The 15,959-nt window shown below is 53.1% G+C and carries 14 protein-coding genes; 7 read left to right on the forward strand and 7 right to left on the reverse strand.

Features of this window, described 5'->3' with window-relative positions; genetic code table 11:
• The first annotated feature begins 47 nt into the window (after positions 1 to 47).
• Positions 48 to 1,406, forward strand: a complete 1,359-nt coding sequence (locus tag MUG06_RS02435) for a GntP family transporter (protein ID WP_215846340.1) — start codon at positions 48 to 50, stop codon at positions 1,404 to 1,406.
• A gap of 114 nt (positions 1,407 to 1,520) precedes the next feature.
• Here the strand turns inward: MUG06_RS02435 and sbcB are convergent, their stop codons facing one another.
• A complete protein-coding gene (gene sbcB, locus MUG06_RS02440) occupies positions 1,521 to 2,939 on the reverse strand; it encodes an exodeoxyribonuclease I (RefSeq protein WP_243077616.1) in 1,419 nt (472 codons plus the stop codon).
• Between the two features lie 200 nt (positions 2,940 to 3,139).
• On the opposite strand from sbcB, the gene dacD reads away from it, so the two are divergent.
• Together dacD and MUG06_RS02450 are read left to right on the forward strand one after the other, a co-directional pair.
• The gene (gene dacD / locus MUG06_RS02445) at positions 3,140 to 4,303 is read left to right on the forward strand and encodes a serine-type D-Ala-D-Ala carboxypeptidase DacD (RefSeq protein ID WP_215846425.1); all 1,164 of its coding nucleotides are present in this window, start codon (positions 3,140 to 3,142) and stop codon (positions 4,301 to 4,303) included.
• Positions 4,304 to 4,388: 85 nt separating this feature from the next.
• Positions 4,389 to 4,850, forward strand: a complete 462-nt coding sequence (locus MUG06_RS02450) for a GyrI-like domain-containing protein (protein WP_243077617.1) — start codon at positions 4,389 to 4,391, stop codon at positions 4,848 to 4,850.
• 75 nt (positions 4,851 to 4,925) lie between these two features.
• On the opposite strand, the gene MUG06_RS02455 is transcribed toward MUG06_RS02450, so the two are convergent.
• Genes MUG06_RS02455 through MUG06_RS02465 form a run of 3 tightly spaced genes read right to left on the reverse strand, consistent with a single transcriptional unit; the run spans position 4,926 to position 8,650 of the window.
• Complete coding sequence (locus MUG06_RS02455) at positions 4,926 to 6,140, reverse strand: cytochrome c (RefSeq protein ID WP_243077618.1); 1,215 nt, start codon at positions 6,138 to 6,140, stop codon at positions 4,926 to 4,928.
• On the reverse strand, positions 6,137 to 7,903 hold the full coding sequence (locus MUG06_RS02460) for a GMC family oxidoreductase (protein WP_243078479.1): 1,767 nt from the start codon (positions 7,901 to 7,903) through the stop codon (positions 6,137 to 6,139). The genes MUG06_RS02455 and MUG06_RS02460 overlap by 4 nt, the downstream gene beginning before the upstream one ends.
• On the reverse strand, positions 7,904 to 8,650 hold the full coding sequence (locus MUG06_RS02465) for a gluconate 2-dehydrogenase subunit 3 family protein (RefSeq protein WP_243077619.1): 747 nt from the start codon (positions 8,648 to 8,650) through the stop codon (positions 7,904 to 7,906).
• Between the two features lie 208 nt (positions 8,651 to 8,858).
• Here MUG06_RS02465 and MUG06_RS02470 point away from each other — a divergent pair, with 208 nt between their 5' ends.
• Both MUG06_RS02470 and tmaR read left to right on the forward strand, forming a co-directional pair.
• Positions 8,859 to 9,917 carry an FUSC family protein gene (locus MUG06_RS02470; RefSeq protein ID WP_243077620.1) on the forward strand — a complete coding sequence of 353 codons (1,059 nt, stop codon included), beginning with the start codon at positions 8,859 to 8,861 and terminating at the stop codon, positions 9,915 to 9,917.
• A 160-nt stretch (positions 9,918 to 10,077) separates the two neighbouring features.
• The gene (gene tmaR / locus MUG06_RS02475; protein WP_215846430.1) at positions 10,078 to 10,398 is read left to right on the forward strand and encodes a PTS system regulator TmaR; all 321 of its coding nucleotides are present in this window, start codon (positions 10,078 to 10,080) and stop codon (positions 10,396 to 10,398) included.
• Between the two features lie 54 nt (positions 10,399 to 10,452).
• Here tmaR and MUG06_RS02480 read toward each other — a convergent pair whose 3' ends face one another.
• Entirely contained in the window at positions 10,453 to 11,520 is a 1,068-nt protein-coding gene (locus MUG06_RS02480; RefSeq protein WP_243077621.1) for a LacI family DNA-binding transcriptional regulator, read from the reverse strand.
• Positions 11,521 to 11,614: 94 nt separating this feature from the next.
• Between MUG06_RS02480 and MUG06_RS02485 the strand changes: the two genes are divergently transcribed.
• Positions 11,615 to 12,388 carry a YdcF family protein gene (locus MUG06_RS02485; RefSeq protein ID WP_243077622.1) on the forward strand — a complete coding sequence of 258 codons (774 nt, stop codon included), beginning with the start codon at positions 11,615 to 11,617 and terminating at the stop codon, positions 12,386 to 12,388.
• 18 nt (positions 12,389 to 12,406) lie between these two features.
• On the opposite strand, the gene MUG06_RS02490 is transcribed toward MUG06_RS02485, so the two are convergent.
• Positions 12,407 to 13,333, reverse strand: a complete 927-nt coding sequence (locus MUG06_RS02490) for a ketopantoate reductase family protein (RefSeq protein ID WP_243077623.1) — start codon at positions 13,331 to 13,333, stop codon at positions 12,407 to 12,409.
• 68 nt (positions 13,334 to 13,401) lie between these two features.
• Positions 13,402 to 13,707 (reverse strand): helix-turn-helix domain-containing protein, encoded by a 306-nt coding sequence (locus MUG06_RS02495; RefSeq protein ID WP_215846435.1) that lies wholly within the window; start codon positions 13,705 to 13,707, stop codon positions 13,402 to 13,404.
• A 141-nt stretch (positions 13,708 to 13,848) separates the two neighbouring features.
• On the opposite strand from MUG06_RS02495, the gene fusA reads away from it, so the two are divergent.
• On the forward strand, positions 13,849 to 15,945 hold the full coding sequence (gene fusA / locus MUG06_RS02500) for an elongation factor G (RefSeq protein WP_243077624.1): 2,097 nt from the start codon (positions 13,849 to 13,851) through the stop codon (positions 15,943 to 15,945).
• Positions 15,946 to 15,959 lie beyond the last annotated feature (14 nt).

A 15,959-nucleotide genomic window follows, 5' to 3' on the forward strand; every position in this document is an offset into this window, starting at 1 on the left:
CAAAATATTTAACTTGCTGAAAAATATAAATAATTAGAGGTCTGCCGATGTCCACTACCTTCTTGTTATCCATCGCGCTAGTCAGCGTGATATTGCTGTTACTTCTGGTGATTAAAGCCAAAGTTCACCCTTTTATTGCTTTATTGATCGCAAGCTTATTTGTGGCGATCACCACGGGCATCCCTGCTGAAAACATCATGAAAGTGATACTCGGCGGCATGGGGAGTTTGCTGGGAAGCATTGCGGTAATCATCGTTTTAGGGGCGATTCTGGGGGCGATTATCGAAGCTTCAGGCGGCGCTGATGCGCTGGCAAACCGTTTCGCCAGGCTATGTGGGCCGCAACGTATGGTGGCAGCATTAACCATTGTCGCCTTCATTCTGGGCTTACCAGTATTTTTCGATGTCGGTTTTATCATTGTCGTGCCACTGATTTATGGTTTTACCAAAGTGATGCGCGTTTCACCGCTGAAGTTTGGTTTACCGATGGCGGGAATGATGTTGATGGTTCACGTTACGGTGCCAACACATCCAGGCCCGGCGGCGGCGGCGGGATTACTGAATGCTGATTTGGGCTGGTTGATGATGTTGGGTATCGCGATTTCAGTGCCAGTGGGCGTCGTCGGTTATTTCGCGGCAAAAGCGTTAAACCGCAAAAAATATCATCTTTCAGTACAGGTCCTTGAACAGCTGCAACTGACGGAATCGGCCGATCACGCTTCATCGACACGTGATAAAAACGTGCCGGGCGCCATGTTGATCGCCAGTTTAATTGTTCTGCCGATTTTGTTGATCATGTTGGGAACATTACTGCCTCCACACCTGACACCAGGCAGTTTGCCGTTAAAAGTCCTGACCCTAATAGGGTCGCCAGGTATAGCGTTGCTGATTACGTTGTTGCTGGCATCCTGGCTGCTCGGCTTGCGTCGTGGCTGGACCACAGAAAAGCTAGAAACACTGTCGAATAAGGCGATTTCAACTGCAGCAGGGGTCATTTTGGTGTCAGGCGCGGGGGGTGCGTTTGGTAAAGTGCTGGTGGAATCTGGGGTAGGTAAAGCGCTGGCCGGTTCACTGCAAACCATTCATCTTCCCTTGATCCCTGCTGCCTTTATTTTGTCGTTGGCACTGCGTGCTTCACAGGGATCAGCCACAGTAGCAATCGTAACCACGTGTGGATTATTAAGCACCGCCGTGACGGGGTTAGGCGATATGCAGCTGGTGCTGGTGGCGCTGTCAGCCTGCTTCGGCGCATTAGGTTTATCTCACGTCAACGACTCTGGATTCTGGGTGGTAACGCGTTATTTAGGTTTGTCGGTAGCGGACGGTTTGAGGACCTGGACAGTGCTAACCACGTTGATGGGATTATGTGGTTTTGCCCTGACCTGGTTAGTGTGGGCATTTATCTAGATTTGTCGCTGTATATCGAAGCGTCTCCTTCCCCCGCTTTGCGGGGGAAGGTTGGGAAGGGGACAGCGCGCCTCGCACTCAATCAGACTCAACTCAACATCAGTCGCACGGACTTTAAGAAACCAGTTCTTGCGCATATAAATAGAGCGCTTTCAGTTGCCCCATTTTTTCCTGATCCGCCTCATGCAAACTCGCCAGCGACTCCAGCTCCAGTAAAAACGCCTGCACTTTCTCAGGATTCAACACTTCACGACGATGCTGTAACCAGCGCTGTTGCTCGGCATCATCCAGCGTGCCGGGAAAGTTGCGGGCACGATAGCGGAACAGTAATTTCAATACGCGCGCGCTTTCAAAGGTCAGATCCATTGCCGGCAAGTTCTGCGGTGTAGTCTGGCGAATAATATTCATACCCGCTCGATCCGCGTCGCTAAAGAAACCGTCATAGAGCTGTGCGTCGACATCCTCTGAGGGCGTAAACGGCTCCGCTTCGGCAAACAAAGTGACTGCTTTCTCTCGCACATCAGGTTGCTGGCGCAGCAGCGCAAGGTTAGCCAGACAGCGATCGCGATCAATCCCCAAACGGTCTGCATCTTCAGGACGCAAGGTATTCGCCGGGGCCAGCACCGGGCATTTATTAATATGCACCAGCTTGATGGGCACCGAGGCTAATTCACCCAAGTCGCTTTTACGCATATACAAACGCTCGCGTAGCGTGTCGGCATCCAACTCCAGCAGCGGCGTCATGTCACCCGCCAGATCAACCACGATCAGGGCATTACGATTATCGGGATGCCAGGCGAGCGGCACAATCCAGCTGGTATTGCCGCGTGCAGCCCCGAACATGCCGGAAACGTGCACCAGTGGTTTCATTTGCGGGATGTCAATTAATGTCATGAGTTTGTTTTTGTTGCGATGCGTAAACAAAAATTCAAACAGTTTGGGCTGCTTTTCTTTTACCAGCTTCGCCATCGCCAGCGTGGCGTAGACGTCAGACATCGCATCGTGGGCATTTTCATGCGCGACGTCGTTGGCCTTCGTCAGGTGTTCCAGGCGGAAACTGGGAAAGCCATCTTCATTTTCTGGCCAGTTGATGCCGTCAGGGCGCAGCGCATAGCAGGCGCGCATGACATCAAGCAGATCCCAGCGCGAATTGCCGTTTTGCCAACTCCAGCCGTAGGGATCAAAGAAATTGCGGTAAAAAATATTGCGCGTCACTTCGTCGTCAAAGCGCACGTTGTTATAGCCCACCACACAGGTTTGCGGCTCGGTAAACAGCGTATGAATACGTTCGGCAAACTCAACTTCGCTTACACCGCGCGCCATGGCGATTTGCGGTGTGATACCGGTGATCATGACCGCTTCCGGCTGAGGCAGATAATCATCCGGCGGGCGGCAATAGAATACCTGCGGTTCGCCAATCGGGTTGAATTCATTGTCGGTGCGCAAGCCAGCGAACTGGGCCGGGCGATCCAGCGAAGGACTGGTGCCAAAGGTCTCATAATCGTGAAACAGAAAAGTTAAATCCGAGGGCACATCGTTGTCCTGTATAGAGGAAAAACCAGTGCTCAGGATAGTCTCCTGCGTCCGTCAGCACAACTGCGTCGCTGTGCGATGCGAGGCAAGTCGCTGCGATCATACTTTTTTTCAATTTAATTAAACCTTCTCAATGCTTTTGCCGTAAAACGTGCGGCTGTTCTGTTTCGTAACCCATTTATGCAATTAAGGATGAAGTGTTGAAAAGGCGTCTGTTGATCACTGTAACTGCTACTGTTTTTTGGGCATCGCTGGCACACGCCGACGACATGCCGTTTCCTCTGACGCCGCCTGCCGTTGATGCGGCTTCATGGGTCTTAATGGATGCCACCACGGGACAGGTATTGACCGCCGGAAATCCTGACGAGCGCCGCAATCCTGCCAGCCTGACCAAACTCATGACCGGTTACGTCGTCGATCGCGCTATCGATCAAAAGAAAATTACGCGTGATGACATCGTAACCGTCGGTAAAGACGCATGGGCGGCGGGCAATCCGGTCTTCAAAGGTTCATCACTGATGTTCCTTAAGCCTGGCGACAAGGTAAGCGTGCGGGATTTAAGTCGCGGCGTCATCATCGATTCCGGGAACGACGCCTGCGTGGCGCTGGCCGATTACGTGGCGGGCAGCGAAGAGAGCTTCGTCAAGATGATGAATCACTATGTCGACAAGCTCGGATTACAGAATACCCATTTTGAAACGGTGCACGGTTTGGATGCGCCAGGTCAGTTCTCTAGCGCGCTGGATATGGCAAAGCTTTCACGGGCCATTATCGATGGTGAACCCGATTTTTATGCCATGTACAGCGAGAAAACGCTCTCCTTTAACGGCATTACGCAAAATAATCGTAACGGCCTGTTGTGGGATAACAACCTGCATGTTGATGGTCTGAAAACCGGTCACACTGAAACGGCGGGTTTTAATATTATCGCTTCCAACGTGGTGGGAAAACATCGGTTGATCGCGGTCGTCATGGGCGGCAAAAGCCCAAAAGGGCGCGAAGAGCAGGCGCGTAAACTGCTGGTTTGGGGCCAAAATACGTTTGATACCGTACAACTGTTCCATGCGGGTAAGAAAATTGGCAGTGAAAACGTCTGGTATGGCAATCCGCATCAGGTTGATGTCGGCACTGCGAATGACGTTTACCTCTCATTACCGCGCAGCGAAATTAAGAATGTGAAAGCAAAATACGTTCTCAATCGCAATGAGCTCGATGCGCCGCTCAAAGCCAATGAAGTGGTCGGCGAGATTCAGGTGATGGATAAAGATAAACAACTGGCGAGTTATCCGCTGGTTACGCTAAAAGCAGTTGATGAAGCTGGCATCATTACGCGCATCAAAGATTATCTGAAACAGAAGCTCTGAACCGCGTTTGTGGCATAACGCAAGGTGCGCCGCAGGCTGCTGTGGCAGAGTGGGCGCATCTAAAGCCACAAACAGAGGAGAGGAGATGGACGTTAAAATTGTAGAACGTACCGCAACGCCTTGGGTCGGTTTTCACCTGGTTGGGCCTTTTGAAGAGACCGCGCCAGAAGGATTTACACGCTTAACGGCATGGGCCGGGCAGCAAGGGATCAGCGGCGAATGGATGGGGATTTACCACGGTAATCCAAATAAAGTTGCGGCATCGCAGTTGGAAATCGATACCGTGATTGGTGTAGAGGCTGATTTCGATTTGCCAGCCGCTGAAAATGGACCGCACAAAGGCGTGCTGGCGGGGGGAAAATATGCGGTGGCGCGCGTGATTGTGGAAGACGGCGACTTTGCTAAACACTGGCTGACACTGTTTGAGCAATGGTTGCCGACCAGCGGCTGGCAGGTAGATGATCGTCCTTGTTTTGATCACTATCTTAACGATGGTTCGCAAAGCGGCGTCTGGGACGTTGATCTTTACATTCCGGTTAAAAAATAATTTAGTGAAGATAATGTAAAAGGGCAGCCCAACGGCTGCCCTTCTTATATTGCGCTTTCAGGTTATTACTTGCGGTTATTGCAAGCTCTCCTTCATCTTTTTAACGTCTCCGGCCTCGACCGGCGACGCAGCATTACCCCAGCTGTTGCGAATGTAAGTCAGCACCGCTGCGATATTCTCATCGCTTAAGGTTCCGGCAAACGCGGGCATTGCAGGTGCAGTTGGACGGACATCGGTCTCTACGCCACGGCTTCCTGCGAGCACCACGCGCATCAGTGAGGTAGCATCCACTTGATTAAGCAGTGGATTATCTGCCAGTTGCGGGAAGATATTTTTCTCACCACGCCCGCCAGGGCTGTGACAGGCTGAACATTTGGCTTCGTAAATAGTGGCACCCATTTTCATGCGTGCATCACTTGCCGCCAGCGGCTCAGGTTTCTCCTCATCGCTTTTCTCACCTTCTTTCAGGTAAACCGCAACCGCATTGAGATCGTCTTCATGCCAGTGTTGCGTGGAGTGGCGCACCGCATCGGCCATCGGCCCGGAAGCAATATCATAACGATTCACGCCGGTACGCAAATAACTGACAATATCCTGCTGTGTCCACTTACCTAAACCGCGATGATCGCTAGCGGTAAGATTGGGCGCATACCATCCTTCAACCACTTCGCCGCCGAGCAGATCACTTTTGTCTCCGCCTAACAGATTTTTCGACGTATGACAGGTGCCGCAATGGCCCAGCCCTTCCACCAGATACGCGCCGCGATTCCATTCCGCTGACTTGTTCGGATCGGGCTTGAACTCACCTTGGGTAAAGTTGATCCAGTTCCAGAACAGCAAACTGGTGCGGATGTTGAACGGAAAGGGCAATTGATTGGTTTCAACCGAATGATCGATCGGTTGCAGCGTTTGCATCCATGCCCACAAATCTTGCAAATCCTTTTCCGACATTTTGGTGTAGGCAGTAAACGGCATTGCGCCATACAAGCGTTTACCGTTGTGACCTACACCTTCATTCATGGCGCGACGAAAATCATCGTAGCTCCAGTTACCAATGCCGGTTTCGCGGTCTGGTGTGATGTTAGCGCCCACCAGTACACCAAACGGCGTTTGTAACTTTACGCCACCGGCAAAAGGCTGTTGTTCATTGCTGGTGTGGCACGCCGTACAATCGCCTAACGTGGCGATGTAATTGCCACGGGCGATTTGATCATACTCCGGCTGCGCCTGGGTATTAAAGCTCAGCGCCATCAGCAAGGCAGCGGCGGAGAGAAGCGGTGATGTTTTCATGCGCTGATCATCTCCCCCGGACGTTTTAAATAGTGCTGACGAATATCGTGGGCCGCTTTGAAAGCCAGCGCACCGACGGTGCCAGTGGGGTTGTAACCGGGGTTCTGCGGAAAAGCCGAGGCGCCCACCACAAACAGATTCGGGACATCCCACACTTGCAGATGTTTGTTCACCGAGCTGGTGCGCGGATCGGCACCCATGATGAATCCACCGACCACATGGGAAGATTGATACGGCACGCTGCTCCAGTGTCCGGTCATCGGCTTGACGATCATTTCACGCGGGTTCATCGACTTAGCAATCTCCGCTACCTTGTTGGTGCAGTACTGCGCCATCTTCAGGTCGTTTTGCGCAAAGTCGAAGGTGATGCGCAGCAGCGGGCGACCATGCGGATCTTTGTAGTTGGGATCCAGCGACAAATAGTTGGTGCGCGTGGTGTAGCTGCTGGCTTCACAGCCAATCGACATGGTGCTGAGGTAGTTATCTTTCAGCGTCTGCTTCCACTTCGATCCCCACTTCGGCGTATTGGGCGGTAAAGGCCGATTACCAATCGGCGCGGCACCAATCGGCGTGACGCGAATACTGCCGCCGCCAAAGAAGCCAAGCCCGCTGTGATCGAAGTTATCGTTATTGAACTCGTCGATGCCCATGCCAACCGCACCCGCACCGATAAAGGGGTTGAAGTTCTTATTATCAAAAAACAGCGTTACGCCATTGGCAGTTTGGTAAGCGTAGTTGCGCCCGGTAGTGCCTTTATTAGTGACCGGATCGTAGGCTTCGCCAATGCCAGAAAGCAGCATCAGTCGCACATTTTCAAAGGTAAAGGCCGCGACAATGACAATGTCGGCAGGCTGCTCCCATTTATCGCCAGAAGAGTCGATATAGGTCACGCCGGTGGCTTTTTTACCGCTGGAATCGGTCAGCACTTCCAACACTTCGCAGCTGGTGTAGGCGGTGAAATTCGGTTTACGCATCAGCGCTGGCAATATCGTGGTAATGGCGCTGGCTTTTGAATAGTTAGCGCAGCCGTAGTTGGTACAAAAGCCGCAGAAGGTGCACGGGCCCATCGTGACGCCATAGGGATTGGTATAAGCTTCGGAAACCAGCGAAGAGGGCACCGGAAAAGGCTTATAGCCAAGATTTTTGGCGGCGTCTGCAAACAGCGTTGGGCCATAAGGCTGGCGCAGCGGAGGCGTAGGGTATTCACCCGACCTCGGCCCTTCAAACGGATTCCCGCCTTCGCGCACGTCGCCATTGATATTGCCTGCGCGTCCTGAGGTGCCCGCCACACGCTCGAACTGCATATAATGCGGCTCCATCTCTTCCCAGGTTGTCCCCCAGTCTTGCAGCACCAGCTCATCAGGCATCGCGGCAGCGCCGTAACGATCGGTCAGGTAGGATTTAAGATGGAACTCGTGGGGCTGAAAGCGGAAGGTAATCCCAGCCCAGTGGTTACCCGCGCCGCCCGTGCCGTTGCCGGGGTGAAACGATCCCCAGGTGCGCATCGGTAACGCCGTTTGTGACGGATTATTGCGCATGGTGCAGGTATTTTGTTTGGTGCGCAGCATTAACTCTTCGCGCATCACATAGCGCAACTCATCCGTAACGGTGCCGATGTTAAAATCGCGTGCGGTATCGCGCCACGGCCCGCGTTCAATACCGATCACGTCCAGTCCTTCATCCGCCAGTTCATTGGCAATGATCGAACCCGCCCAGCCGAGTCCAATCACTACGACGTCTGTTTTAGGCAATTTTTTCATGATTTATCCTTTCGCTTTCCATTGCGCAATGCTGATCGGTTCAAGGTGCAAGTCTTCGTTATGTCGCTCGATATAGTCGCGATAGTCATAACGCGCGCCTGGGAATCCCAGCATTTTCCACGACACCATCTCTTTGTTGCCGCCATAAATCGGGTCGGCAAAAAAGCCTTCCATGGTGTTATTCAACACTTCCAGGAACAGCGATTGGGCATCGAACCCATCAAAATGCACTTTACCTGCTTCCATATCGTGCAGCAGCGCGTCTTGCTGTTCTGGCGTTAAGTCAACGAAGTTTTTCTGCGAGGTGGTTTGCACATAGCGATTGAGTGCGGCTAAACCCTGACGATAACGCTGCTGCGGCACCAAAGCGGATTGGTCGCCCTGTTCGCTGGTGCCTTTCTGGAAAGGGCCTTCCATGTAGAGGCGCTCGAACGTGCCGTAAGACCCCTTGAGCTGGCGATCAATAAACACGGCACAACCTGCTTCTTTACCGCCAATGCTCAGTTCATCGTTGGGGATCAAGCGGTCTACCAGCGCTTCTACCGTGCGGGCTTCTTCATCGGTAAAAAACAGCCATCCTTGTTGATCAAAGGTTTCGGGCGGGTTGTCACTAAACGGCGTCCAGCCGGGCGATCCTTTCAACGACACGGCATCGGCGGCCTGGCTCACGCTGGCGGCAACGCCTAGCGCAGACCACGTCAACACTTGCCGTCGCGTGACTCCCGGCAGGGTTTTGGCTCTTTTTTTCATGATGCTTCCTTAATCAATGTTAAATAAAAAATGAAACTCAAATAAACAGTTACTCGTTTGTTTTATGGTTGGTTTGTGTTTGTAATCTGTTTGTTGATTATTGTAAGTAAACGTCAAAACTGTTTTGAAATGTAGAAGTGTCACTAAGCCTTAGCAAATCTAAGGGTTAGAATAAGGCACGAAATGATCCAACAGCTGGAAAGCCGTTTTGCGCCCTGATAAGCCCATATCGAAACTCGAATTTTGGTTCTACCGCCATTACCGCAGCGTGCATGGCGTGCGCATCGCTATCGCTTTTTTACTGACCTTTCTGTTTGTGCGCATGACCGGTATTCCTGAAGGAACCTGGCCGCTGATCACTTTAGTGGTGGTGATGGGACCTATCTCGACGTGGGGCAACGTTTTTCCGCGCGCCATACAACGCATCTGCGGCACCTTTGCCGGGTCAATATCGGGTTTGATTGCGCTAAAGCTGGAGCTGGTTTCACTGCCGGTGATGCTGGTCTGGTGCGGCGTTGTGATGTTTGTCTGCGGCTATCTCACGCTGGGTAAACATCCTTACATGGCGTTGCTAATTGGTATTACGCTTAGCGTAGTGGTGGGGGCTCCAGCGGGTGACTTCACTGTGGCGCTGTGGCGCGGGGGCGATGTGATTCTCGGGTCGCTGCTGGCGCTGCTGTTCAGCGCTATCTGGGCACAGCGCGCCTACATGCACTGGCGCATTCAGCTGTCAGATTCGCTGGAGAAGATCGCCACTATTTATCACGCCGGTTTCTCGCCTAATCTGGTTGAGAAACCACGTCTGAATAAGCCGCTTGGAAAATTACTCACCACTATTATCAAGATGCGTGCCTTGCTGGAGCCTTCCAGTAAAGAGACGCGGATACCCAAATCGGTGTTTGAAGCGATTCAAACCATCAACCGTAATATGGTGTACACCGTTGAAATGCAGATCAACGCGTGGTGGGCATCGCGTGAAAGCCATCTGATCTTACTGAACGCACCGACGTTACGCCGCACCCAGCAGATGACGGAAAACGCGCTGCGCGCGCTGTCGCGCCTGGCGGTATGCGGTGAAACCGAAGAGGTGATCGCCACCAGTCATGAGCTGGCAGAGATTACGCGTGAATTGAAGCAGTTAATTGCCGATGCAGGCAGTGAAAGAATTGAGGAGACGCCAATTTACGGCTACGTCTGGATCAGTCTGGAGCTGGCGAAACAGCTGGAAAGGATGAATGATTTACTGCGTTTGGCGCTGCGCAAATAATCACCTCAGACAATGACTTAATGTGAAACCCGCTTTCTTTGCGCTAAGATAAGAGCCAGTCTGAATTTAGCTGTGAAAATTGCTTACAAGGCTGGCTAGCCGCTAAGCTGATCGTTTTGACTCTCTCCCTGCGACAGCAGGCTCAAAGAAAGGTGCCATCATGGAAAATGCCAAGCAATCATTTCAGGACGTACTGGAGTTCGTACGTATGTTCCGCCGCAAGAACAAACTGCAGCGTGAAATTCACGACAACGAAAAGAAAATTCGTGACAACCAGAAGCGTGTGCTGCTGTTGGACAACCTGAGTGAATACATTAAACCCGGCATGAGCATTGAGGCGATTCAGGAAATCATCGCCAGCATGCGCGTTGACTATGAAGATCGCGTTGACGAATACATCATTAAAAACGCCGATCTGTCGAAAGAACGTCGTGATTTGTCGAAAAAGATTAAAAGCATGGGCGAACCGAAAGCGCAGTAAATTTAGCCGATGTAACACCTACAGACTTGAAAAGTGCCCAAGCGGGCACTTTTTTTATGCCTTGTGCTCAGCCAGACGTCGCGCAATCTGCTGCAACTGCTGCGCCATTTCCGGTAAATCCTGCTTGCCGTTACCTGGCGCAGCCGTGGATTCCCGCAATACCAACGCGGTTTTCAGTTCTGCCATCGGCAGTGCTTCTCCGCGCAACTGCGCTAACAATCGATCCACGCTGACTTCACCCAGCCGCTGTAAATCCTGACGTACCGTGCTCAGCGGTGGCTGATACCACGCGCTTTCCACTGTATCGTCGTAGCCCATGACGGATATTTCACCAGGCACAGCGACGCCATGCTGATGCAGCGCGCGCATCGCACCCAGCGCCATTTGATCGTTTGCCACCAGCAAGGCTTGCGGTAAATCGTGGGGAAGTTGAGCCAGCAACGCCCGATAACCCGATTGCGCGCTCCAGTCACCGCGCAGTATGTAGTGTGGCGTTAGCTGATGCGTCGCCAGCGAGGCGATCCACGCTGCTTCACGCTGGCGTGCCGACACCGACTGTTCCGGCCCGTTCAGCAAACCTATTTTCTGGTGTCCCAGTGATACTAAATATTCAACTGCCGCTTGCGCACCTGCAGCATTGGGATACTGACACTGTGCCACTGCCGCCTGCGGCTCAACATCTAAAAACAGCGTCGGCTTTGCGCCGCACAACGTTTGAATCTGCTCTGCCTGTGGCGCGCTAAGCGGCAGGTTGATCAGCAAGCCATCAACGCGCTGCGCCAGCAGTTCATTTATCGTGGCTTCCGCCTGATTGCCGCTGTCCATGGCAATCACCAAATGATACCCGGCGGCTGCGGCACGCTGCTGGATCGCAGACGCAATCTGTGCCGGTGCCATTAACGCTAAGTCGCTGGTGGCAAGCCCCAGCGTGCGGGTGGCTTTTCCCGCCAGCTGTTGCGCCACGCGGTTCGGCACATAATTAAGCTGCTGCATCGCCGCTTCGACTTTTTCACGCGTGCGCGGTGAAACTTGTTCAGAGCGATTAAGCACGCGAGAAACGGTTTGATAGGAGACGCCAGCCAGTTGGGCCACGTCATCAAGGGTCACGGAGCGGGAAGTCATTGAACTCTCCTGAAGATAGAGCGGCGAGTGTAGCAAATTTTCCAGCCAGCATGCCGGGAGAGCGGTACACTGCGCGCTGCACAGGAGAAAAAATATGCAACTCAGCGACAACGAAATTCAGGATATCAACGTGATTGCCGCCTGGCTGGCGCTTGATGACATGCCGCATCAGGGTGAAATCAGCGCTGATCTGGCTATTCTTGCCGGCCATTCGGTGTTACCCAATATCGAAGGTGCGGTGGCGCTGGCGAAAAAATTTGATCTGCCTCTCTTGATCAGCGGAGGAAAAGGGCATGCCACGCCGGTATTAGCCGAAGCGATGGCAACGCATCCGTTTTACCGTCAAATTGATACCCAGGACATGGGCGAAGCGCAGATGCTGGCAGCCATTGCCCGCACCTTCGCGGCACTAACGGATCAACAGTTGCTGTTAGAAGGTGCCTCGCGCAACTGCGGCGAGAACGCGGCATTCAGCCAGCGTTTGCTGGATGAAAAAAATATTCAGCCGCAGCATGTGGTGTTGATTCAGGATCCGCTGTTGCAGCGTCGTACGGATGCGACATTCCGCTGGCAATGGCGCGATCGTGCAGATGCGCCGCAGTTCATTAACTGGCCGGTATTTACGCCACAGCTGATTCTTGACGCGGGCATGGCGCGCATTATTGGCGCACCACCGCAGGGATTGTGGTCGCTGGAGCGTTTTCTTTCGCTGCTGATGGGCGAAGTGCAGCGTTTACGCAATGACGAACAAGGTTATGGGCCGCGAGGCAAAGGCTTTTTCGGCGAGGTTGAAATGCCAGATGAGGTGGATGCCGCGTGGCAACGGCTGATGCATCTGCCTAATATTCAGGGACGCATCAGCCGTTAAAGGCTAACAATTTACCGGTTAATTTGCGTGATGCTTAGTCTGTAAATAGACCTGCAAATTGACGTTTACCGCATTCAGCAACGGCGCATTAATGCCGTTGCGTTTGGCGCGTAACAGCAGGTCGCCAATGATTTGATCCGCTTCGATGTCAAAACCTTGCGTCAAATCGCGGTACATTGAAGAGGTCATTGGCGTGGCAGGATTACTCAATACTTCAAAAATCTTCGCTGTGATAGCTGGACGCGGTTGATAACCTTCCGCGCTGATCACCGCAAGAATCTCACTAAAAATGCTCTGCAGCAGCGCTTCGCCGCCCTGAGATTGCAAAACCTGTTGCGTGTTGCCGCGTGCCAGCGCGCACACCGCACCAAGCGTACTCAACAGCAGCCATTTTTCCCACAGCTCGCTGATGATATTGTCGGTGAAAAAGGTCTCCACCACGCTCTCTCGCAGGGCGTCATCAATTCGCTGCAACCGCGCATCATTGTTGCCATCCAGTGCGCCGTAGTAAATTTGGTGAAGCGGAGTCATCTGTACCACTTCGCCATTTTTGCCTAGCGTCGCGTTGATTTTGCACAAACCGCCAATCACCTTGTCTGTGCCAAAGTGCTCGCACAGCGTATCAATGTGGCGCATTCCGTTGAGAATCGGCATGATCAACGTGTCAGGCCCAACGGCTGGCGCGATATCCTCCAACGCCTGCTCAAGAGCAAAACTCTTCACCGTGATCACGATTAGATCGTAATATCCGTCCAGAGAGCTGGCCTGCACCAGTTGCGGTTGCAGTGTTTCAGTGCCTTGCGGCGTCTGTAAAATCAGCCCGGTCTCCCGCAGCTGAGTCAAGCGGCGCTCACGCACCAGAAACGTCACGTCTTGTCCCGCTTGCGCCAGACGTGCGCCAAAATACCCGCCGGTTGCGCCGGCCCCAACAATCAGAATGCGCATGCTATTTTCCCTTGCCTGAAAACCTTTACCTTAAAACCTGACGCGTAGGGTTGCCAGCCATCAAATGCTTAATTATGTGCGATGGCAGTCAACAAGGTTTGGAGCAAGCCGGGAAAGCGCTGGTCAAGATCGTCCTGTCGTAACGAAATCAGATTTTCCCGGCCCATCGGTCGTTGCCAGATCACGCCGCTGTCGCGCAGCACGCGCCAATGATGCGTCATGGTCGATTTTGCTACCTCGCCGCGCAACGCGCCACAAGGCTGTTCACCTTGTCGTGCCAGCGTCTGCACAATCTCCAGTCGCAGCGGATTTCCTAATGCAAACAAAACATTCTCGAGGCGGATTTGCTCCGCTTCCGGGTGATTCGCAATCATAAATTCCTGTGTAGTGATCTAAATTTGATGAATTATAGCTCAAACTGTTCGTATATATACGTACCATTGGTCTAAGCTTGCTGACGCAGGTGAGCAAATGGTGCTCATCGCATTAATGGTCAAAATGACTAAGGACGCATCATGCCCCGACCCCTTCCACTCGCACGTTACCGCAACATCGGCATCTCCGCGCACATCGATGCCGGTAAAACCACCACCACCGAGCGCATTTTGTTTTATACCGGAATGAGCCATAAGCTGGGGGAAGTGCACGATGGCGCTGCAACAACCGACTGGATGGCGCAGGAGCAAGAGCGCGGCATCACCATAACATCCGCCGCGGTGAGTTGCTTCTGGCCTGGCATGAACGGCAGCTTTGAGCCGCACCGCATCAACATTATCGACACGCCCGGACACGTTGATTTCACCATCGAAGTAGAACGGTCGATGCGCGTTTTGGATGGCGCGGTAATGGTTTACGACGCGGTAGGCGGCGTACAGCCGCAATCAGAAACCGTTTGGCGGCAGGCCAATAAATACCGCGTACCGCGTTTGGCCTTCGTTAACAAAATGGATCGCCAAGGCGCAGACTTTTTCCGCGTTGTGCAGATGATGCAGGATCGCCTTAAGGCGCATCCAGTGCCGATTGTGATTCCGATTGGCAGCGAAGAGCATTTTGTCGGCGTGGTTGACCTGAATAAAATGCAGGCGATTTACTGGGATGATGCCACGCAAGGCATGACGTTTAGCTACGGTGGCGTCCCGGAATCGTTGCGCGAACAGGCGCAAGTCTGGCGCGAAAAAATGGTCTCGGCTGCGGCGGAAGCCAACGAAACGCTGACCGAAATCTGGCTGGAAAAGGGCGATCTCAGTGAAACGGAGGTCATTGAAGGGCTTCGTCAGCGCACGTTGCTTGGCGAGATTCAGCCGATGCTGTGCGGCAGCGCGTTCAAAAACAAAGGTGTTCAGCGCATGCTGGATGCGGTAATTGAGCTAATGCCGTCGCCCGCCGATATTCCGTCGGTACAAGGCGTGGATGAACATGGCAAGATCGTTGAGCGTCACACTGACGATGACGAACCGTTCTCAGCGCTGGCGTTTAAATTAATGAGCGATCCTTTTGTGGGGCAGCTGACTTTTGTGCGCGTCTATTCAGGCGTGCTGCGCAAAGGCGACAGCGTGTATAACGCGGTAAAAGGCAAGAAGGAGCGCATCGGTCGCATTGTCCAGATGCATGCGAATGCCCGACACGAAATCGATGAGATTCGTGCCGGTGACATTGCGGCGTGTGTGGGATTGAAAGAGGCGACCACGGGCGAAACGCTGTGCGATCCCAACGCGATTATTACGCTTGAGCAGATGGAATTCCCGGAACCGGTGATTTCGCTGTCGATCGAGCCAAAAACCAAGGTCGATCAGGAGAAAATGGGCCTCGCGCTGCAACGTCTGGCGGCAGAAGATCCTTCGTTCCACCTGCATACTGATGAAGAGTCGGGCCAGGCGATTATCTCTGGCATGGGCGAACTGCATCTGGAAATCATTGTTGACCGTCTGAAACGCGAATTTGGTGTTGAAGCCAATATTGGCCGTCCGCAGGTCACTTACCGTGAAACCTTGCGCAAAGCGGTACACGACATTGAAGGCAAATTTGTGCGTCAGTCTGGCGGTAAAGGGCAATATGGACACGTGGTGCTGAGCCTGGAACCACAACCAGCGGGCAACGGCTTTGCTTTTGTCGATGCCACCAAAGGCGGTGTGGTGCCACGTGAATACATTCCTTCCGTTGAGAAGGGGATTCGCGAAGCGCTGAACAGCGGTGTGCTGGCGGGTTATCCGATTGTGGATATCAAAGCGACATTAACGTTTGGTTCTTACCACGATGTCGATTCGTCTGAGATGGCGTTCCGCATGGCCGCGATTTTGGGCTTCCGCGCCGGGGCAAAATTGGCCGATCCGGTGATCCTTGAACCGATCATGAAGGTTGAGGTGGAAACACCGGAAGAGTACGCGGGCGGCATTATGGGCGATCTCTCCTCTCGTCGTGGGGCAGTACAGGGCATGGATGAGCATTTTGGCGGGCGCATTATTCGCGCTGAAGTGCCGCTGTCTGAGATGTTTGGCTACTCGACCAATGTGCGTTCGCTGACGCAAGGCCGGGCAACTTACAGCATGGAATTCCATCACTACGCGCAGGCACCACGGCAGGTTGCCGACGCGATCATCGCCTCACGTAAATAAGCATAATGCGGCAG

The organism is Pantoea sp. MQR6, assembly GCF_022761075.1.
Taxonomy (GTDB): Bacteria; Pseudomonadota; Gammaproteobacteria; order Enterobacterales; family Enterobacteriaceae; genus Pantoea; species Pantoea phytostimulans.